The 20767-nt window shown below is 48.5% G+C and carries 18 protein-coding genes; 14 read left to right on the top strand and 4 right to left on the bottom strand.

All coding sequences use genetic code 11. The features are described 5' to 3' along the window. Positions 1-16: 16 nt before the first annotated feature. The 8 genes from hemE to HMPREF2608_RS09935 all read left to right on the top strand — a co-directional run bounded on the left by hemE (position 17) and on the right by HMPREF2608_RS09935 (position 8222). Positions 17-1078, top strand: coding sequence for a uroporphyrinogen decarboxylase (hemE, locus tag HMPREF2608_RS09970; protein ID WP_070826907.1), 1062 nt, complete (start codon positions 17-19; stop codon positions 1076-1078). 143 nt (positions 1079-1221) lie between these two features. Further along, complete coding sequence (gene cls, locus HMPREF2608_RS09965) at positions 1222-2715, top strand: cardiolipin synthase (protein ID WP_070826905.1); 1494 nt, start codon at positions 1222-1224, stop codon at positions 2713-2715. Positions 2716-3032: 317 nt separating this feature from the next. Continuing rightward, complete coding sequence (locus HMPREF2608_RS09960; protein ID WP_070826904.1) at positions 3033-5129, top strand: TonB-dependent receptor plug domain-containing protein; 2097 nt, start codon at positions 3033-3035, stop codon at positions 5127-5129. 454 nt (positions 5130-5583) lie between these two features. Then, on the top strand, positions 5584-5778 hold the full coding sequence (locus tag HMPREF2608_RS09955; RefSeq protein ID WP_003685761.1) for a YgaP family membrane protein: 195 nt from the start codon (positions 5584-5586) through the stop codon (positions 5776-5778). 12 nt (positions 5779-5790) lie between these two features. Continuing rightward, a complete protein-coding gene (locus HMPREF2608_RS09950) occupies positions 5791-6312 on the top strand; it encodes a rhodanese-like domain-containing protein (RefSeq protein WP_070826902.1) in 522 nt (173 codons plus the stop codon). A gap of 79 nt (positions 6313-6391) precedes the next feature. After that, entirely contained in the window at positions 6392-6694 is a 303-nt protein-coding gene (locus tag HMPREF2608_RS09945) for an ArsR/SmtB family transcription factor (RefSeq protein WP_070826901.1), read from the top strand. A 188-nt stretch (positions 6695-6882) separates the two neighbouring features. Further along, positions 6883-7515 (top strand): hypothetical protein, encoded by a 633-nt coding sequence (locus HMPREF2608_RS09940; protein ID WP_070826899.1) that lies wholly within the window; start codon positions 6883-6885, stop codon positions 7513-7515. Positions 7516-7787: 272 nt separating this feature from the next. Next, positions 7788-8222 (top strand): hypothetical protein, encoded by a 435-nt coding sequence (locus HMPREF2608_RS09935; protein WP_234395431.1) that lies wholly within the window; start codon positions 7788-7790, stop codon positions 8220-8222. A 182-nt stretch (positions 8223-8404) separates the two neighbouring features. Here HMPREF2608_RS09935 and mfd read toward each other — a convergent pair whose 3' ends face one another. Both mfd and HMPREF2608_RS09925 read right to left on the bottom strand, forming a co-directional pair. Further along, the gene (gene mfd / locus HMPREF2608_RS09930; protein WP_070827038.1) at positions 8405-11809 is read right to left on the bottom strand and encodes a transcription-repair coupling factor; all 3405 of its coding nucleotides are present in this window, start codon (positions 11807-11809) and stop codon (positions 8405-8407) included. Between the two features lie 132 nt (positions 11810-11941). Then, the gene (locus HMPREF2608_RS09925) at positions 11942-12634 is read right to left on the bottom strand and encodes a VIT1/CCC1 transporter family protein (RefSeq protein WP_070826898.1); all 693 of its coding nucleotides are present in this window, start codon (positions 12632-12634) and stop codon (positions 11942-11944) included. 297 nt (positions 12635-12931) lie between these two features. Between HMPREF2608_RS09925 and HMPREF2608_RS11510 the strand changes: the two genes are divergently transcribed. The 4 genes from HMPREF2608_RS11510 to HMPREF2608_RS09910 all read left to right on the top strand — a co-directional run bounded on the left by HMPREF2608_RS11510 (position 12932) and on the right by HMPREF2608_RS09910 (position 15865). After that, positions 12932-13078, top strand: a complete 147-nt coding sequence (locus HMPREF2608_RS11510) for a hypothetical protein (protein ID WP_049336812.1) — start codon at positions 12932-12934, stop codon at positions 13076-13078. A 191-nt stretch (positions 13079-13269) separates the two neighbouring features. Further along, entirely contained in the window at positions 13270-13470 is a 201-nt protein-coding gene (locus tag HMPREF2608_RS09920) for a hypothetical protein (protein WP_003746297.1), read from the top strand. 89 nt (positions 13471-13559) lie between these two features. Further along, entirely contained in the window at positions 13560-14957 is a 1398-nt protein-coding gene (aspA, locus tag HMPREF2608_RS09915; RefSeq protein ID WP_070826896.1) for an aspartate ammonia-lyase, read from the top strand. 245 nt (positions 14958-15202) lie between these two features. Further along, positions 15203-15865 carry an NAD(P)H-dependent oxidoreductase gene (locus HMPREF2608_RS09910; RefSeq protein ID WP_070826894.1) on the top strand — a complete coding sequence of 221 codons (663 nt, stop codon included), beginning with the start codon at positions 15203-15205 and terminating at the stop codon, positions 15863-15865. A gap of 180 nt (positions 15866-16045) precedes the next feature. Here the strand turns inward: HMPREF2608_RS09910 and HMPREF2608_RS09905 are convergent, their stop codons facing one another. Together HMPREF2608_RS09905 and HMPREF2608_RS09900 are read right to left on the bottom strand one after the other, a co-directional pair. Next, on the bottom strand, positions 16046-18277 hold the full coding sequence (locus HMPREF2608_RS09905) for a FepA family TonB-dependent siderophore receptor (RefSeq protein ID WP_070826893.1): 2232 nt from the start codon (positions 18275-18277) through the stop codon (positions 16046-16048). 232 nt (positions 18278-18509) lie between these two features. After that, positions 18510-18728 carry an HP1242/YdcH family protein gene (locus HMPREF2608_RS09900; RefSeq protein ID WP_003746288.1) on the bottom strand — a complete coding sequence of 73 codons (219 nt, stop codon included), beginning with the start codon at positions 18726-18728 and terminating at the stop codon, positions 18510-18512. A gap of 222 nt (positions 18729-18950) precedes the next feature. On the opposite strand from HMPREF2608_RS09900, the gene HMPREF2608_RS09895 reads away from it, so the two are divergent. After that, complete coding sequence (locus tag HMPREF2608_RS09895; RefSeq protein WP_070585602.1) at positions 18951-19325, top strand: hypothetical protein; 375 nt, start codon at positions 18951-18953, stop codon at positions 19323-19325. Between the two features lie 133 nt (positions 19326-19458). Continuing rightward, positions 19459-20709, top strand: a complete 1251-nt coding sequence (gene glyA / locus HMPREF2608_RS09890; protein ID WP_049332446.1) for a serine hydroxymethyltransferase — start codon at positions 19459-19461, stop codon at positions 20707-20709. Positions 20710-20767: the final 58 nt, after the last annotated feature.

Genomic DNA, 20767 nt, shown 5'->3' with positions numbered 1-20767 from the left:
AGAAAGCCTATTTATTATGACTGCTCTGAAAAACGATACTTTCCTCCGCGCCCTGCTCAAACAGCCTGTCGAATACACGCCCATCTGGATGATGCGCCAAGCCGGACGCTATCTGCCTGAATACAAAGCCACGCGCGCACGCGCAGGCAGCTTTCTCGATTTGTGCAAAAATACCGAGCTGGCGACCGAAGTCACCATCCAGCCTTTAGACCGCTTCGATCTGGACGCAGCGATTCTGTTTTCCGATATCCTGACCGTCCCCGATGCCATGGGTTTGGGTCTGTACTTTGCCGAAGGCGAAGGCCCGAAATTTGAACGTGCCTTGCAACACGAAGCCGACATCGCCAAACTGCAAGTTCCCGACATGGGAAAACTGCAATACGTCTTTGATGCGGTAACTTCCATCCGTAAAGCACTGGACGGCCGCGTGCCACTCATCGGCTTCTCCGGCAGCCCGTTCACACTCGCCTGCTACATGGTCGAAGGCGGCAGCAGCAAAGAATTCCGCACCATCAAAACCATGATGTATTCGCGCCCTGATTTGCTGCATAAAATCCTCGACACCAACGCCCAAGCCGTTACCGCTTATCTCAATGCCCAAATCGATGCCGGCGCACAAGCCGTACAAATTTTCGACACTTGGGGCGGCGTGTTGAGCGATGCCGCATTTAAAGAATTCAGCCTGAAATATATCCGTCAAATCGTAGCCGGACTCAAACGCGAAAGCGAAGGCCGCCGCGTGCCTGTTATCGTGTTTGCCAAAGGCGGTGGCTTATGGCTGGAAAGCATGGCGGAAATCGGTGCAGACGCATTAGGCTTGGACTGGACCTGCAACATCGGCGAAGCCCGCCGCCGCGTCGGCAAACAAGTCGCCCTGCAAGGCAACTTCGACCCATTTGCCCTCTTCGGCACACCCGAATCTATCCGCACCGAAGTCGCACGCACCCTTGCCGACTACGGCAACGGCAGCGGCCATGTATTCAATCTCGGCCACGGCATCAACCAACACGCCGACCCCGAACACGCCAGAATTCTGGTCGATACCGTACACGAATTGTCCCGTCAGTATCACCGTTAATGAAAGCAACTCAAAGGCCGTCTGAAAACAAAAACACAATTATCGTGTAAATTTGTTTTCAGACGGTTTTTCTATATACTTAATATTTGAAGCTTGTCGGCCCCAACCTTCAAATTGAAAAACCCAACCACTCCCCACCGAATATGAATTTCTTAAAAGACATTACCTGGACCGAGATTTTTATCTTCGCCCACACCTGCGCCGCACTCGCCTGCATGCTGCGCGTGTTGTACAAACAAAAAAACATCGGCTCAACCTTTGCCTGGCTGATTATCCTCTTCCTTTTCCCCGTATTCGGAACCATCGCCTACATCCTCATCGGCGAGCCGCGTCTCGGGACGGCCCGCGCCAAACGTACTGGCGAAATGAACCGCTTCTACCGCAACTTTGCCGCCGCCCACCTTACCGATATGTATCTCGATATTGCCGACCAAGTGAAATCACGTTACCACGGCATCAGTAAAGTTGCCGAAAAAGGAACGGGGCTGGGCGCAACCCGAGGCAACGCCATGAGCCTGCTCTCGACCACCGATGCAATCATCGACAGCATGCTTGCCGACATACGCGCCGCAGCCCATTCCTGCCTGTTGGCCTTTTACATTATCGAACCCAAAGGCCGCATCGAAGAAATTCTAAATGAAATCCTTGCCGCCAAAGCCAGAGGCGTAGACTGCTCCATATTGGCCGATGCCGTCGGCAGCAGGAGCTTTCTTGAAAGCGATTGGGTAGAGATACTGCGCCAAGCAGGCGTTGAAGTACATACCTCATTGCCTGTCGGCATTTGGCGTACGTTATTCACGCGCACCGACCTGCGCAACCACCGTAAAATCCTCGTTATCGACAGCAAAATCGGTTACACCGGCAGCTTCAACCTCGTCGATCCGCGCTACTTCAAACAAAACTCAGGCGTCGGCGAATGGATAGATGCCATGATGCGTTGCACAGGGCCTATGGTACTGGAGCTGTCAGCCGTCTTCTTCGCCGACCTTGCCGTCGAAACCGATAAAAACCTCCAAAACGTACAAACATACCTCAACCAAGCAAAAAACCTGCTGCCCCAAATCCTTCCCGAAAAAATGCAGCAAGGCAATATTGTTGCCCAAATCATTCCCTCCGCCCCCGAGCAAAGCAGCTTCGTCATCTACGAAACCATCATCAGCGCCATCTATGCCGCTACCAAACAAATCACAATTCCCACCCCCTACTTCGTCCCTGACGAGCCGCTTCTCATGGCATTAACCGTCGCCGCCAAACGCGGCGTCAAAGTAACCCTGATACTGCCCGCCAAAGTCGATTCACTGATGGTACGCTACGCCTCACGCGCCTACTACCCTATGCTGCTGGAAGCCGGCGTCAAAATCGCCATGTTTGAAGGTGGTCTTCTGCATGCCAAAACCTTGACCATAGACGAAGACTACTCCCTCTTCGGTACGGTCAATATGGACATGCGCAGTTTCTTCCTCAACCTCGAAATCAGCCTCGCTATCTACGATCGCGACACCACCAAACAAATCTGCAACCTGCAGCGCAGCTACCTTAAAAACAGCAGCTACATCGCCATCAAATCATGGCAACAACGCTCCAAACTCCGCGGCTTCGTGGAAAATGCCGTCCGCCTAATGAGCCCTTTGCTGTAAAAAATAAATATTTAGGCCGTCTGAAAAGTACTTTTCAGACGGCCTTTTAAATAAAACACTGATAGATAAAATTCTTTATTGACAGATATTCAAGCTATCCCTTCTCTCCCTCTCGGAAAAAGTAAGACTCAACCCATTTCCCAACCAAAGAATCTTTACTAAATTTAACTAAAATATAAACTAATTGATTTTTATAAAAATCCTATTAATTTGAGACTGGAATAAAACAAAATATATTTATTAATATCTATTAAGAATTTGATAATCATTATTATAACAATTAGAATAAACAGTCAATTTTTTACTTAGGAAAAATCATGAATAAGGTCTCCTCTCCTGTATTCCGTCTTAGTATCATTACACTCGCATTATCAACAAGCTTCGCTCATGCCGAAAATTTGCAACCCGCAGAAACTGCCGAGCTGAATGAAATTAAGGTCACCGGTACTGCCGTACCGACTCGTGTAACCCGCAACCAGCTCGACCGCGAAATTTCGACCGATTTAAAACAAGTCATGAAAGACCAAATCGGTATGGATGTCGGTGGCGGCAACGGCGTAGCACAGTTTTACAGCATCCGCGGCGTTGGTGAAGACAAAATTAACCTAGAAGTCGACAACACCAGCCAATCCACAAAAATCTTCCACCACCAAAGCCGCTTCCAGCTTGATCCTGCTTTGGTGAAAAGCATCAACGTCGAAAAAGGCACAGGCGCGGCAAGCGCAGGTTTGGGTGCGGTCGGCGGTACCATCCGCGTAACAACGGTTGACGCAAAAGACCTACTGACCGACGGCAAACCTTTCGGTTTCAAACTGGGAGCAGGCTTGAGCAGCAATAAAGGCTCAACCGGCAGCGCAGCGGTTTACGGCTATCAAAACGGCTTCGATGCCCTGTTTGCAGGCAACTTCCTCAACAACCGTGACTACAAAGACGGCAACGGCAATGTCAACCTCGGCAGTCATCTGAAACAGCACAGCTACCTCGCCAAACTCGGCTACGACTTCAACGACGACCACGGCATCCGCCTGACCTACCGTCAGGAATACCAAAAAGGGAACCGTACCGACAAAGCCGAGTTCCAAAACGTTGACAGCTACATCGGCGTGGACGGCACTTATCAAAAAGAGCAGACCTACAATCTGGAATACCGTGGCCGCAACGTCGGCTTTATCGACAAAATCGACGCCAACGTCTTCCAAATCAATACTGACGACACCAAACCGCCTAAAGGCGCTCCTTCTCCAAAAGCCCAAGCTTCCGGCACGGCGCAAGGCGGCGTTCCTATCGGTCAGCTTGAATTAAGCAAAATCAAAGCGACCGGCGCGAATCTGAACCTTGCCAGCTCTTTCGGCGACGGACACATGGTGAAATACGGCGTCAACTACCGCCACGAAACCTCAGATCCTTCCGACAAAGGCGCATGGCTGAAGATTCTCGGCCTGTATGACCGCGACAAAGAGAAAAAAGCCGAATACGGCGTGTACGCGGAAGGCATTTGGAACCTGCACCCCGTCACCCTGACCACCGGCCTGCGTTACGACCATTTCAAATACAACGCCGCCAGCAAACAAAGCGCGTCGCACGGTCAGCTCAACCCTAGCATCGGCGCGATTTGGGACATCAACGACAACTTCTCCCTCTTGGCAAACCTCAATCAGGCAAGCCGTGCGCCCCGCCTGAACGAAGCCCTGTTAGCTAACGAACGCGCAGGCGCCGCCGCCGATTTGGACAGCAACCTCAAAGCCGAAACCGCCCGCCGTGCCGAATTAGGCTTCAAATGGCGCAACGACAACTTCAACGTCAGTGGCAGCGTGTTCCACCAACGCATCAAAGACCTCATCGTCTATCGTTGGGCAAAAATCAACAACAACACCGCCTCCATCACCGAACGCGGCAAGATTTACAACGGCGGCACGCTCAAAACCTACGGCTACGAACTTGACGCATCCTACCGCTGGGGCGGCCTGACCGCGCGCGCCGGCGTGTCCTACGTCAAACCCCGTCTGAACGGCGAAATGTACTACGGCGAAAGCCCGATTCAAGCGGAAGACCACGAAAGCTCGTTCACCTTCTGGAACACCGGCCGCCAATGGCTAACCGGCCTGTCTTACCAGTTTGAAAACCCCAAACTCGAAATCGGCTGGCGCGGCCGCTACGCCCAAAGCGTGAAATACACCGACGTCGCCCGCGGACAAGGCACGATACACGGCAAGAAATCAGGCTACGGCGTACACGACATCTACGCCAACTGGCAGCCGCTGAAAAAAGACAACCTGAACGTCAACTTCGCCGTCAACAATATCGGCAACAAGCAATACCGTTCGCACAGCCAACGCTTCCCCGACGGCAACGGACGCGTGCCCTTCTACGAACGCGGCCGCGAGTTTGCCTTGGGCGTGAATTATCGTTTCTGATGATACGAACGACGTTATAAAGAAACCAAAGGCCGTCTGAAATTCAATTTTCAGACGGCCTTTTATAATTCGTAGACAATTTGATTATAAAGTATCTCCTCTCCCTTGCTAGTTACACAACGGATTATCCAGTCTTCAAATCTTCTCCATTGGGCTTCTTTTCCAAATCGGTCATGATTTGATTCCTTCTGAAAACTGACTACTTATTCTTCCAATATAAATAAGATCATCTCCAGTGCCGTCTGAAAAAATAAAGGCTGTATTTTTACATTTAACCATGCCGTTGGAGATTGATTCCATTTGTGTGTTTAAAAAATACAATGCAAATATTAATTACACTTTTGCTGTAAACCATTTGACAAAGTCATTTTTAGGAATATAATATTTCTCATATATGATTTTTGTTATATATATTTATTTATAGACAATTCATTCCGAAACAAGGAGCAATAAAATGAAACGAAACTTGGGTACTTTGGATCGCGTAATCCGTATTGTTATCGGCGTAGCACTGATTGCTGCAGCCGCTACCGGACAAATTGGCTGGTGGGGTTGGCTGGGCATCATCCCTCTGGGTACAGCACTGATTGGCAACTGCGCACTGTACAGCTTATTGGGCATCAACACCTGCCGCATCAACAAAAAATAACGAAGGCAAAACATGAGTACGATCGGACAACTCCTGCGAATTACGCCTTCCGAAGCAATCGCAAAAATCCGTGAGGGCGCGTTGGCAGTGGACATCCGAAGCCAAGCCGAATATCGGGGCGGGCATATTGGCGGCGCATTATCCCTTCCGCCTGAACAGCAGCGAGACAAACTGCCCGATGATACAGCCCCATGCCTGATTTTTTATTGCCTGAGCGGCAAACGTACAACACGGGCAGAAACAATATTGTCAGTACTTGGCCAAGGTCGAGAATGCTATATTTTAGAAGGCGGCTTACAGGCATGGAAAGCTGCAGGGCTTCTTATTGTTGCCAACCGTGCTGCACCAGACATCATACGGCAGGTGCAAACCATAGCGGGCAGTTTGATTCTGTTGGGCGTGCTGGCAGGTTGGCTGGTATCGCCTTGGTTTTATCTGATAGACGTGATGGTCGGCGCAGGCCTATTAACGGCCGGACTAACCGGATTCTGCGGCATGGCTCGCCTGCTGGCCAAAATGCCATGGAACCATTAAACAAAGGCCGTCTAAAAGTTGCTGCTGAGGCCATTATGACTGATAATTCGACCTCCTCATTTGCCGACAAGCGTGAAAAATGACCACTGCCGACAATCAACCGCCCTACGAAGAAGCCAGCGCTTTTCTCAAACTTCTGGCTAATCCTAACCGCCTCGCCGTATTGTGCAAACTACATGAAAGGCCGCACAATGTAACCGAGTTGGCTGAGTCATCCGGACTGCCGCAAGCGGCAATGTCCAGCCAATTAGCCCTATTACGTGAAGCCGGTTTAGTATCGTTTGAAGTGAACCATCGGGAACGGCAATATTACATTGCCGACCCCCGAGTTAACGAGATGATACAGCTGCTGTATTTTTTTTTCTGTGCAGGAAAAGATTGAAATGTGGTTGTACTGCCTTAGAAAGGCTATTCGGAAAATTAACCTAAAAGGTCGTCTGAAAATTTTTCAGACGACCTTTTTATACTGCTTCTGTATTTACACTTAAAGCACGCGTACGACACCCTACCTGCAGCTTTCATGCGGACTAATGCTTGCTGGTGATAAAGTTATTAAGGAATTTGTCAAATATGGAAAAGATTGAGAAATTTAAATCTGAATTATTGGATAACATCTTTGAGTACATTCAGTGTATATCCATTTTTGTCTATAAGAAAAAGATATATTATTTGATTGATTATAAGGAAAATTTCATATTAAATATGAAATTAGACTTAGATTTGGATTTTAAAAACGGTAATATTACGTTAGAACAATATCAGGATGAAATGAATAGTTATTATTACCGAAACGGCATCTGGCAGTTAACTAAGGACAATTTCGAAAGCTATCTTCAATCAGATTCGGTCGTCGTACTGGAAAAAGACGAATTGAAAGCGCTGATGTTACAGGGCTTTAATTTAGATGAAGCAGCAAGATTATATTCCGTTGTCGAGAACAAGTTGTCGTATGATGATCCTATTTCGGATTTTGGCCAACAAAGTGATTTCTTAAAAATCAATCAGATTTCTTCAAGATTACCGTTGTTCTATATTAATTTTGATACGGAAGTTTACCTTCATATGGATTGGGACAGATGTCATGAAGATTATGTCTATGATGGCTGGTTTTCTAAGGCAATGGACTTTGGGTATTTGATACCGGACGAATTTTGTTATTGGAAAATCGAAGGGCGGGATTATTGGAAATTTCGGCAATTATAAAAATAAACAAACGATACAAGTCGTAGTCTGCCCAAAACTTGAAGGTGGGGCTGAGGTGTGTACGAAGTTAGAAGGTTAGACAAGTGATATTTCGCATCATTTGATAAAAGGTCATCTGAAAGCCTGAAAATCGTTTCAGACGACTTTTTATTACGCTTAAAGCCCACGTTTGTGCGTGCCGTATACACTCTACTTACAGGTTTAATGCGGGCTAAGGCTTGCTTACACCCCTTCTAAAAATATTAAAAATTAAAAGCCACAGGAGATTCGAGATGTCGAGAGATATAGGTTTAAGTATTGATTTATCGATGAATAACAAAAAAATTTCTCGTTATGAAATACTGAAATATTTATGGGAGGGTGGTTGGCGTTTTCTCGATAATGGACAATTTACTTATTTGCTGCTTGGTAATGACGACTGGGATTGGAATTCGGCCTCTATGTCGGAACAAGAAATTTTTGATTTTTTAAAAATCAAAAGTAATTCGGATGAAGTTATCGGGTTTGTAATGACATGGTCTGATACCAATATCGGTGGAAACGTCTTATTTTTTCCTAATTTTGAATTCTTATTCAGCATTAATATCAATATTAAGGAAATTTATAATAAAATAGTGGATATAAACTGGTATCTAATTAAATTACTGCCTGTTTTTGACAAGAATGGCGTTCTATATAATTCTATTGTCTATAATGAATACAGATAATTGATGAAAATTTAAATGATGAAAAGCTAATAAATATAGCTAAATAATTGATTTTGTTCAGTTTTAAAAATTTGAGCAGCAAGTGTAGGTCGGATTCTCGAATCCGACAGCTTCATGCTACAAATTTTGGATAAGGAAAGGTCGTCTGAAAATTTTTCAGACGACCTTTTCTTCACTAGCCTCTACTTTGCTATCACTCTTTCTTTCAAAGTCTTCAACACATTCTTCACGGTGTTGATCCTGACTTCGATATTTTCCATCTCGGCTGTAAATCTTAACTTATCCGCCCCAGCGAGCCGATATTTTTTATCCGTCTGAATCAGCAGAATGATTTCTGTCGGGTCGATTTGGTGGTGTTTGCCGAAGGTAACGGTGACGGCTTCGCCGGTGGCGTCGATGGCGTCTATGCCCAATTCTTTTGCAGCGAGCCGCAGGTGGTGGCTTTCGATGAGGGTTTTGACAGGTTGTTCGGGCAGGCCGAAGCGGTCGACGAGTTCTTCGTGTATGGCGTTGATTTGCTGCACGGTTTCGCAGACGGCAAGGCGTTTGTAGAGGACGAGGCGCTCGTGAATGTCGGGGCAGTAGTCTTCAGGCAGTAATACCGGGCTGTGCAGTTTGATTTCGGTGGTAATGCCCAATGGTGCGTCGAGGTCGGGCTGGCGGCCTTTTTTGAGGTCGCGCACGGCTTGTTTGAGCATTTCGGTGTAGAGCGTGAAGCCGACCTGTATCATTTCGCCGGATTGTCCTTCGCCGAGGATTTCACCTGCGCCGCGGATTTCCAAATCCTGCATGGCTAGGGTGAAACCTGCGCCGAGTTCGTCTGCCGCCGCGATGGCGTCGAGGCGTTTTTCTGCGTCTTTGGTGATGTATTCAGGCGTGAGCAGGTAGGCGTAGGCTTGGTGGTGGCTGCGGCCGACGCGCCCGCGAAGCTGGTGCAGTTGCGCCAGTCCGAATTTGTCGGCGCGGTTGATGATGATGGTGTTGGCGTTGGGGATGTCGATGCCGGTTTCGATGATGGTGGAACAGAGCAACACGTTGAATCTTTGCTGCAAAAAGTCGCGCATGACTTGTTCCAGCTCGCGCTCGCGCAGTTGTCCGTGCGCCACGCCGATGCGGGCTTCGGGCAGCAGGGTTTCCAGCCGCTCGCGCATATTCTCAATCGTATCCACTTCATTGTGCAGGAAAAACACTTGTCCGCCGCGTTTGAGTTCGCGCAATACGGCTTCGCGCACGCTGCCTTCGCTGAAGGGTTTGACAAAGGTTTTGACGGCAAGGCGGCGGCTGGGCGCGGTGGTAATCAGCGAGAAGTCGCGCAGGCCTTCGAGCGCCATGCTGAGGGTACGTGGAATCGGCGTGGCGGTCATGGTGAGGATGTCGACATTGGCGCGCAGGCGTTTGAGCTGCTCTTTTTGGCGCACGCCGAAGCGGTGTTCTTCATCGATGATGACCAGCCCTAAGTTTTTGAATTTGATGTCATCCTGCACTAATTTGTGCGTACCGATAACGATATCGATCGTGCCGTCCGCCATGCCTTCCAGCGCAGCTTTGGTGGCTTTGCTGTTGTTGAAACGCGAAAGGCTGGCGACTTTCACGGGAAAATCGGCGAAACGGTCAGCGAAGTTTTGCGCGTGCTGCTCGACCAGAAGCGTGGTCGGGGCGAGTACGGCGACCTGTTTGCCGCCCATCACCGCCACAAACGCGGCGCGCAGGGCGACTTCGGTTTTGCCGAAACCGACATCGCCGCACACAAGGCGGTCCATCGGCTTCGCTTGTGTCAAATCTTTAATCACGGCGGCGATGGCGGCGGCCTGGTCTTCGGTTTCCTCGTAGCCGAAACCGTCGGCAAACGCCTGATAGTCCAACTCGTTGATTTCAAACTTGTGTCCCGATTGGGCGGCGCGTTGGGCGTAGAGGTTGAGCAACTCGGCGGCGGTGTCGCGCGCTTTTTCGGCGGCTTTGCGCTTCGCTTTGTTCCACGCGCCGCTGCCGAGCTTGTGCAAAGTAACGTTTTCATGCGCCTGACCGGAGTAGCGGCTGATTAAATGCAGCTGCGAAACAGGCACATAAAGCTGCGCTTCGCCCGCGTATTCAAGCAACATCATTTCGTTGGTTTCATCGCTCAAATCCATTGTGACCAAGCCCATATATCGGCCGATGCCGTGTTCTTCGTGTACAACAGGATCGCCGATATTGATTTCGGCAAGGTCGCGCAACAGGCCGTCTGAAACAGCGGCGTGTTTCTTACGATGATGTTTGCGCGAGCGGGCAACATATTGATAAAGATCGGATTCGGTAATGACCGAGATGTTTTGATCTTCTAATTTAAACCCGTATGCCAACGGCGCCACTGTAATCATCAGTGGCTCATGCGCCGACAAAAAGCCCTGCCAGTCGGACACGCTTTTGGCTTTTAAGCCGTTTTGCTGCAAGAAACCGAGCATGGTTTCGCGCCGTCCCAAACTTTCGGCGCACAACAAAATCCGTCCGTTAAAGGCCGTCTGAAAATCTTTCAATGCCTGCAACGGTTCATCCGCTTGGCGGTTGACGGCCACGTTTGGCAACGTATGTTCATCACCAAAAATATCCGGCAATACCTGACCATAATTTTTCAGAAGGCCTGCAAAAACATCAGCAGAGAGATACAAATACTGTGGAAGCAAAGGCGGATAGGTTTCATCGCCCTGCGCCATGGCGTAACGCGATTTGACGTCGCTCCAAAAGCGGTTTGCCTCGGCGTGAACGTCTCCCAAAGAGACAAACAGCGCATCTTCGCCGATATAGTCAAACAGCGTTTCCAGCTCGTTTTCAAAAAACAGCGGCAGATAATATTCCACGCCTGCACCAAAATGGCCGTTGCTGACGGCTTTGTACACGGCGGCATCGTTCGGATTACCGTCGACTTCCTCGCGGAAACGGCTGCGGAAGATTTTTTGCGCCTCGCTGTCGGTGGGGAATTCGTGCGCCGGCAGCAGGCAGATTTCGGAAACGGGAGAAATGGTGCGTTGCGTTTCGGTATCGAAGGTTTTAATGCTGTCGATTTCATCGTCAAACAAATCGATGCGGTACGGCATTTCGCTGCCCATCGGGAACAAATCGACAATACCGCCGCGCACGGCAAACTCGCCCGCCGCAACAACATGGGACACATGGTTATAACCTGCATCTACCAAATCACTTTTCAGACGGCCTATATCCAAAGTCTGCCCTGTTTTCAGCCAAAACGTGCGCCCTGCCAGAAATGGCACAGGCGGCAGCTTCTGCATTGCCGTGGCAACCGGTACGAACAACACGTCCGCCGTGCCGCTTTTAATCTGCCACAATGCCGACAAGCGCTCCGATACCAAATCCTGATGCGGTGAAAAACGCTCGTAAGGCAACGTTTCCCAGTCCGGCAGGAATACCGCCGTATCGTGCGGACGGAAAAACAGCCAGGCCGTCTGAAGGCGTAGCGCCTGTTCCGCATCTTGAGTCAAGACAACCTTGAGCTGCTTATGCGGCAGATAACGCGCCAGAGCCAAGGGCAGCGAGCCTTGAGACAGATTGAGCCAACGGGATTTTTCACGGGGTTTGGGAATCGGATAGGTCATGACAAAAAACAGTTTGTAATAAGTAAATACAAGCACCATAGGCCGTCTGAAAAATTTTCAGACGGCCTTTAGCGATCAAATAGATTTTCAATTTTACTGGATACAGGTTTAAAAGAATATAAGGCCTTACATTCAGACGGCCACACCGGCCAGTTTTCCAATAAATCCGGTTATCACCAATGCCGCAACGCCCCATAGGCACACGCGCAAAACGGCAGGAACGACAGGCGCGCCACCGAGTTTGGCGGAGGCATAGCCCAGTCCGGCCAGTCCGCACAAAGTGGAAACTGCCAAGGCCGGAACAATAGCACTAGAAGCCGTCAATGCGACCAGTAAAGGCAAAATTGCGCCGGCACAAAATGAAGCGGCAGAAGCCAGCGCGGCCTGCATGGGTTGGGCGACAGAGGTTTCGGTAATGCCGATTTCGTCGCGCGCGTGGGCGGCGAGCGCATCGTGTTCCATCAAGGCTTTGGCCACCTCTGCGGCGAGCGGGTCGGACAAACCACGGCGGCGGTAAATTTCCGTCAGTTCTTCCAACTCCGCATCAGGATTATTTGCCAATTCGTGGCGTTCTTTGTGCAAATCGGCTTTTTCCGTATCCGATTGGCTGGACACGGAAACATACTCCCCCGCCGCCATTGACACCGCGCCCCCGATAAGCGCCGAAACGCCCGTCAACAGCAGGGTTTGGAAATCTGGCGCGGCAGCGGCTACGCCCGTCAACAGCGAGGCAGTGGAAATCAGGCCGTCATTGGCACCCAATACGCTTGCCCGAAGCCAGTTGTTGCGGTCGCTGAAATGGCGTTCGTTGTGGTGTGAATACATATATGCTCCGATAAATTGGCTGTTTCCAGATGATGATAATATTGTATTGTTTTTTGAAATCAATGTCAGTTTATCCCTTCAAATCAAGCATTCTTAAATCTTTCTGCTGCCATTTCAAACCATAAAAGCCAACACTCCTCTTTGGATTTTTCAGACGGCCTTAACGTTTTTACAAGCAAATTTATTGTTCCAAGTCATGGCATTATCACAAGGCAGTTTTGTGCTGCTTGGTTTATCGGCTTAAAGATGCTATCTTTATGAATCTTTCCACTCCTCAATCCATTGAAAGGATGTATCATGGCCGAAGAAAACAAAATCAAAGTAAACGATTTGCCTGAAGATAAAAAAGAGCAAACCGAAGAAACCGAACTGCCCGTTATCAACAACGAAGAAAAACGTGGCGGTCATGGCGAAGGCGGTTGCTGCGGGGCATGCGGCGGCTAATCTTCCCGACAAAGCCCCCAAGGCCGTCTGAAAAGTCTTACTTTTCAGACGGCCTTTTCCTTTCTAAACAATTACAGGTAAATCAATGAAAGGATGCGGGAGAAGAATTTAAACCCAACCGCGTTTGTGCTACATTCACATCTTTACAAACCACAACAATCTGCACCCGCAGACACACAAGGAAGAAAAAAATGTTTTGGTATATCGTTGGTTTTTTCGCCTTCATCGTTTCCCTGCTTTCCCTTTGGGTCAATGCCAGCGCATTCGGCATGGAAGAGGATGGCACGCCGCAATCCGAATATGAAAAAATGTTGGGCTTGGGTGCGAAATTGAAAGATAAAGAGACAGCCGCAAAAGAGCGTGAAGCGGCACGTTTTCACCCTGACGATTAAGCCTTATTAACTGGACAATCTTGCCGAACTGGGCTAATGTTCCAAACGCATAATGCACACTAACACAACTATACGAGAAGGTAAGAGAAATGACTGTACGAATCGAACACGATTTATTGGGCGACCGCGAGATCCCTGCTGAAGTATATTGGGGCATCCATACTTTGCGCGCCATTGAAAACTTTAAAATTTCCACGCAAAAAATTTCCGACGTACCGCAATTTGTCCGCAGCATGGTCATGGTTAAAAAAGCCACTGCGCAAGCCAACGGCGCATTAGGTGCCATCAAGCCGGAAATCGCGGCCGCCATCGAAAAAGCCTGCGATGAAGTATTGGTCAAAGGCCGCTGCCTCGACCAATTCCCGTCCGACGTTTATCAAGGCGGCGCCGGTACTTCGGTCAACATGAATACCAACGAAGTCATTGCCAATCTCGCATTGGAAGTCTTGGGTCACGAAAAAGGCCACTACGACATCGTCAATCCGATGGACCATGTCAACGCCAGCCAATCCACCAACGACGCCTACCCTACCGGCTTCCGCCTTGCCGTGTATTACAGCATCGGCGAATTGCTCGACAAACTGGCTATCCTGAAAAATGCCTTTGCCGCCAAAGCCGAAGAATTTAAAGACGTTTTGAAAATGGGCCGCACCCAGCTTCAAGATGCTGTACCAATGACTGCCGGTCAAGAATTCCAGTCTTTCCAAGTGTTGCTGGAAGAAGAAATCCTCAACCTCGACCGCACCCGCTCCCTGCTGCTTGAAGTCAACCTCGGCGCCACCGCCATCGGTACCGGCGTGAATACGCCTAAAGGCTATGCGGCTTTGGTCGTTGAGAAACTCTCCGAAGTCAGCGGCCTGCCTTGCAAACTGACTGAAAACCTGATCGAAGCGACCTCCGACTGCGGCGCATATGTGATGGTACACGGCGCATTGAAACGCACAGCCGTCAAACTGTCCAAAATCTGTAACGACTTGCGCCTGCTCTCTTCCGGCCCGCGCGCCGGTTTGAAAGAAATCAACCTGCCTGAATTGCAGGCCGGTTCTTCCATCATGCCTGCCAAAGTCAATCCTGTGATTCCTGAAGTCGTCAACCAAGTCTGCTTCAAAGTCATCGGCAACGACACCACCATCACTTTCGCAGCCGAAGCAGGTCAGTTGCAGCTGAACGTTATGGAGCCGGTCATCGCCCAATGTATGTTTGAAACCATTTCCCTCTTGGGCAACGCCGCGGTCAACTTGGCCGACAAATGCGTCAAAGGCATTACGGTCAACCGCGAAATCTGCGAACACTACGTCTTCAACTCCATCGGTTTGGTCACTTATCTGAACCCATACATCGGCCACCGCAATGGTGACTTGGTCGGCAAAATCTGCGCCCAAACTGGCAAAGGCGTGCGCGAAGTCGTAATGGAGCGCGGTCTGTTGAGCGAAGAAGAGATCAACCGCATCCTCTCTCCAGAAAACCTGATTAATCCTCATCTGTAATTAAGATTTGAAATCAAAGGCCGTCTGGAACTTTAAACGTTTAAAGTTTCAGACGGCCTTTTCGTATTTATATTGATTTTTATCGAATTTTTTTGCGAAATTCAGAATTAAAAGATAGCCTAGCCGTTAGGTTTGATTTAACATGGTGTTGCCCCAGCCTGTTTCTTCCTTAAGGTTATGCCGGTAATGATGCCTCAAAAGGAACCGGATATTGGAATAACATCTTCATTTATTAGGAAAACCAGATGAATCAAATTACACGCGAACAAATGCTGCAAGTATTCGAAAATCGCTGCTCTACCCGTTATTACGATCCCAACAAAAAAATCAGCCAAGAAGATTTTGCAGCGATTTTAGAATTTGCCCGCCTCTCGCCCAGCTCTGTCGGCTCCGAGCCATGGAAATTCTTGGTGATTCAAAACAAAGCCTTGCGTGAGAAAATCAAACCTTTCAGCTGGGGCATGCAATCGCAACTGGACGACTGCAGCCATCTGGTGATTATCCTTGCCAAGAAAAATGCCCGTTACGATACCCCGTTCTTCCGCAGTGTTGCCGAACGCAGGGGCCTGCAAGGAGAGCAACTGGAAAAAGCGTTGGCAAGATACAAAAGCTTCCAAGAAACCGACATTAAAATTGCCGACGACCAACGCGCACTCTTTGACTGGAGCGGCAAGCAGACCTATATTGCTTTGGCCAATATGCTCACAGGTGCAGCGGCCATCGGCATCGATTCCTGCCCAATAGAAGGCTTCAACTACGACAAAATGAACGAAGTATTGGCGGCAGAAGGCCTGTTTGATGCCAACGAATGGGGCGTATCCGTAGCGGCAACATTCGGCTATCGCGCCAAAGAAATCACTAAAAAATCACGCAAACCGATTGATGAAATGGTAACTTGGGTCGAATAAATCTTTTAGATTCATAGGGCGGCGAGTGTCGCCCTTTTACTTTTTTAAAATAGTGAAGTAAATTCCGTAACAACAAATGCTTCTAAATTTAAAAATCAAAAGACCGTCTGAAACCATGTGTCAGAAATCTTAGATTTCATTTCACACCGTTTCAGACGGCCTGATTTAATACGCTTCTACTTAAAACGATACTTTCAAACTGCCGTAGAAGGCACGGCCATGCTCGTTGTAAGTTTGTGCGCCGGCAGTTGTGCGGTACAGTTTTTTGTCAAACAGATTGCTGATACCGCCACGGACGGCCACGCGTTTGTTCCAGTTGTAGCCTGCATTGATGCCCCAAATGCCGTAAGAGCCGACTTGCGTTTGGTTATGTTCGGAAGTTAAAGGCGTGATACCTGCACGTGGATTACCGTCTCGTTCCAGTCTATTAATCGCTACGCCGCGCGGTTTAGTACGGCCGTAGTGGGTAAAGGTCAGATTGGCATCGAAGCGTTCGTTCGGTGTCCAAGATAATGTGCTGTTGATGGTATGTTTCGGCACCAAAGACAATGGATTACCTTGATAATCTTCGGATTTGTGCATGTAAGTGAAATTGTTGCTCCACTTGAGTGTGTCATGCAACGGAATCACCAAGTTACCTTCGATACCCGAAATAGTCGCTTTCGGCGTATTTTCCCATTGCAAAAGCCAGTTGCCGATATCGCTGGTAGCAATGATATTTTCACCAATCACGATTTTGTTACGGTACGCATTATGGAAATAGGTTGCAGAAGCCTGCCAGCCGTTTTTGTTGAACTCAAGACCAATCTCTTTATTGATGCTGGTTTCAGGTTTCAAATTGCTGTTGCCCATGTAGAAACAGCTGACATTATTCGGCGCATTGAGCGGACAACCCTGACCACGTGTGTACAGGATAAAGTCAGAACTAGCTTGATACAGATTTGGCGCTTTATACGCACGGGCAACACCGCCTTTGACCAACCAGTTTTCGCCGATTTGATGAGAGAAGTTCAAAGCCGGACTCCAGTTGCCGCCACTGGCACTGTTATGGTCGAAGCGGATGGCCGGAATCAGATGGGTTTTGTCGGTCAACGAAATATTGTCTTCAACGTAGGCCGCCCAATTGCGTTGGGAAGTTTTACCGCCACGATGTTCCGATACGCCGGAGAAGGTGTTGACAATTACACGTGGCGGTTGACCAGAACGACCTGGAATAATATCTGTCAGACTTTGCGAGTTAGATGTAGGATCATCCAACTTACTGTCAGTAAATTCTGCACCGACCGTCAATACATTATCGACACCAAGTTTGAACGGAATATTCGCTTCGCTGCTGAAGCGCAGGTTTTTCAGACGGCTTTGAACAAAATCCAAGCCTGTATAGCTGCCTTCCGGACCACCTGCCAAACCTTCAGGCAAGTGGCTGTTGATTGTGCGCTCATAACTGATCACGTTTTTGGTATCGCCCCATTCCCATGCGCCGTCATGCGTTAAAGAATAAGCGGAACGGTATAAGCGGGCAGTTTCGGCTTTGCTGTCGGCCAGAGAATTAACCAAAGCAGAACGCGGATTGCTGTTTTGCGTATCGCCGTTGTAGATATTGCCCTGACGGCTGTAACTGCTGTCTAAAATCAATGTTTGTGCAGGGCTGATTTTCCATTGCAGACGGCCTGCAATGTCTTTATTGCGTACGCCTTCGACACCGGCCGCGCTGTCGTTGCCGTGTCCTGCATTGATATCGGCCGCATCTGCATCCGTTTTATTCAGGTTGCCGTAAATGCGGAAGCCCAAAGTATCTTGGATAATTGGACCACTCAAATTGAATCCGATACGGCGGGTTGCGCCCTCTTTGCTGTCTTGCGGCTGATTGGCGTAAAGATTGACTTGGCCTTTAAATTCCTTAGACACTTTTTTGGTGACGATATTGACCACGCCACCCATCGCACCCGAGCCGTAACGTGTTGCCGCCGGACCGCGCAAAACGGTAATGGATTCGATTTCTTCAACCGGTACCCAGTTACTGTCGCCGCGCGTATTGCGTTCACCGCGCATACTGATCCGCTCGGACTGGCGCGAATTAACCGGCTTGCCGTCAATCAAAATCAAAGTGTTTTCAGGACCCATACCGCGCAAGTCGATTTGGCGTTTGTTGCCACGCTGACCTGTTGCCGTATTGCCGGTCAGATTGACACCGGGCATGGTGCGGACAAATTCGGAAATATCATTGGCTGCAGGGCGTTTGTCGATGTCGTCTTTAGAAATACGCGATACACCAAGCGATTGCTGCAATTGCTTCTCGGCAGTAACGTAAACGGTATCGACTTCAGCCTGCTCAACTGCTTTCTCTTCAGCTGCGTGTGAGAATGCACTAATTAACGCCAAAGGCAAAATGGCGAGTGTGAATGTTTTCATTGCATCGTTTCTCTTTAACTTTGTTTGTTAAAAATCAAAATAAAAATTATTCGAGATTTTAAATAAACTTAACAGAGTTTTCAATGCAATTAAGAGTGATTTACAATTATTCGTTAAATTAAGCCAATAAAAATAACCAAATGCCTAATAATTAAAAAGGCCGTCTGAACCGGCATGAAAGGGAATCTGAGATTTCCATCATACCGTTCAGACGGCCTTATTCAAATTTTAATTATTTACCTGCTGCTTTTTGCAAAAGGGCATACAATTCGTCTTTGAGTTTGAGTTTGGCTTTTTTCAGCTCCTCGATTTCTTCGGCGCCGCTGGTTACCACATTATTCACCAAACCGGTAATTTTATCGTCCAGCTCGTTGTGCTCCTCAAACAAACGGGCAAAGTGTGCATCCTCTTGTTTCAGTTTAGAAATCAGATCGCGATATTCTGGAAACATTTTGTTTTCCTCTCTTGTTAATTAAATAAAAAAGTACTGCTGCCAAAAACTAGGACGAATTAATCTTTAGCTTCATTATAACAAACACGGGCGTTTTATCCAGTCTTTTTTAAGCCGAAACTGTTTTATGTCAAAATTAATAATATCAACATAAGTTAGCGCCAAAAATAGAAAGAAACGGCTTTATAGACGGCTTATCGACTTGGGCATACAATCGGGCTTATGCGTTTACACAATGGCCGAACCACCCTATTCCGTCATATCAACGGCATGGACGGACAATTTATCCTGCTTGAAAACCATCCTTCATGGATGCCGGTCAATGATGCCGATTTCAACCATGCTGCCCCCTTGCCCGACGGTTTGGCCGTGCACGAAGAATCATTTTATCCATTTGAAAAAATAGATACCGCCGAATCGGCAGATAATATCAAAATCTTCAGCGAAGAAGCTCTACGGCTGGAGAAAGAACGCTTAAATGCGGTAGCCTTGGTAGAACTGGCAAAAAATCTTAAAGCCGCCCAAGCCGAAGCCGATTTGGCCGCGCTTCTGGAAAAAATGGATTTTCATTTAAAACAAGATGATATTTTCAAATAAACCCTTCAATCTCAGGCCGTCTGAAACCAAACACCCGACACAATTGTTGACAATGCAAGAAAAATAGTTCATCTTGAACCAATTCGCAGCACTCCATCCTATATTTTCAGCCCATCACAAAGGAATCGAGAACATGTTTTCAAAAAGCGTTACCCTCGCACAATATGACCCCGATTTGGCAGCAGCCATCGCCCAAGAAGACAAGCGCCAGCAAGACCACGTCGAGCTGATCGCCTCTGAAAACTACGTCAGCTGTGCCGTTATGGAAGCCCAAGGTTCGCAATTGACCAACAAATACGCTGAAGGCTATCCTGGCAAACGCTACTACGGTGGCTGCGAATACGTTGATATCGTCGAACAATTGGCGATTGATCGCGCTAAAGAGTTGTTTGGCGCAGAATATGTCAATGTCCAACCGCACTCCGGCTCGCAAGCCAACCAAGCCGTGTACGCTTCTGTTTTGAAACCGGGCGACACCATTTTGGGCATGTCTCTGGCACACGGCGGCCACTTGACCCACGGTGCAAGCGTTAACATCTCCGGCAAACTCTACAACGCCATTACTTATGGTTTGGATGAAAACGAAGTTCTCGATTATGCCGAAGTAGAACGCTTGGCGCTTGAACACAAACCTAAAATGATTGTGGCCGGTGCATCTGCCTATGCGTTGCAAATCGATTGGGCAAAATTCCGCGAAATCGCCGATAAAGTCGGCGCATACCTCTTTGTCGATATGGCGCACTATGCCGGCCTGATTGCCGGCGGCGAATATCCTAACCCTGTGCCATTCTGCGACTTTGTAACCACCACCACCCACAAAACCCTGCGCGGCCCTCGCGGCGGTGTAATTTTGTGCCGTGACAATACCCACGAAAAAGCGCTGAACTCTTCCATCTTCCCAAGCCTGCAAGGCGGTCCGTTGATGCACGTTATCGCCGCCAAAGCTGTAGCGTTTAAAGAAGCGTTGCAACCTGAGTTCAAACAATACGCAAAACAAGTGAAAATCAATGCTGCTGCTATGGCGGAAGAGTTGGTTAAACGCGGTTTGCGCATCGTTTCCGGCCGTACTGAAAGCCACGTTTTCCTCGTTGACCTGCAACCGATGAAAATCACTGGCAAAGCCGCCGAAGCCGCTTTGGGCAAAGCACACATCACCGTCAACAAAAACGCCATCCCGAACGATCCGGAAAAACCATTCGTTACCTCCGGCATCCGCATCGGCTCCGCCGCCATGACCACACGCGGCTTTAACGAAGCCGACGCGCGCGTATTGGCAAATTTGGTTGCCGACGTATTGGCCAACCCTGAAGACGAAGCCAACCTCGCCAAAGTCCGCGAACAAGTAACTGCTTTGTGCGATAAATATCCGGTTTACGGCGCATAAACATTTCGCCTTGGATAAAATAACAGGCCGTCTGAAACTTCAGACGGCCTTTTTTTTA

Source organism: Neisseria sp. HMSC064D07 (assembly GCF_001837185.1).
GTDB lineage: Bacteria > Pseudomonadota > Gammaproteobacteria > Burkholderiales > Neisseriaceae > Neisseria > Neisseria flavescens_C.
Note: the sequence above shows the minus strand (reverse complement) of the source record. Positions and strands in the feature narration are given on the sequence as shown.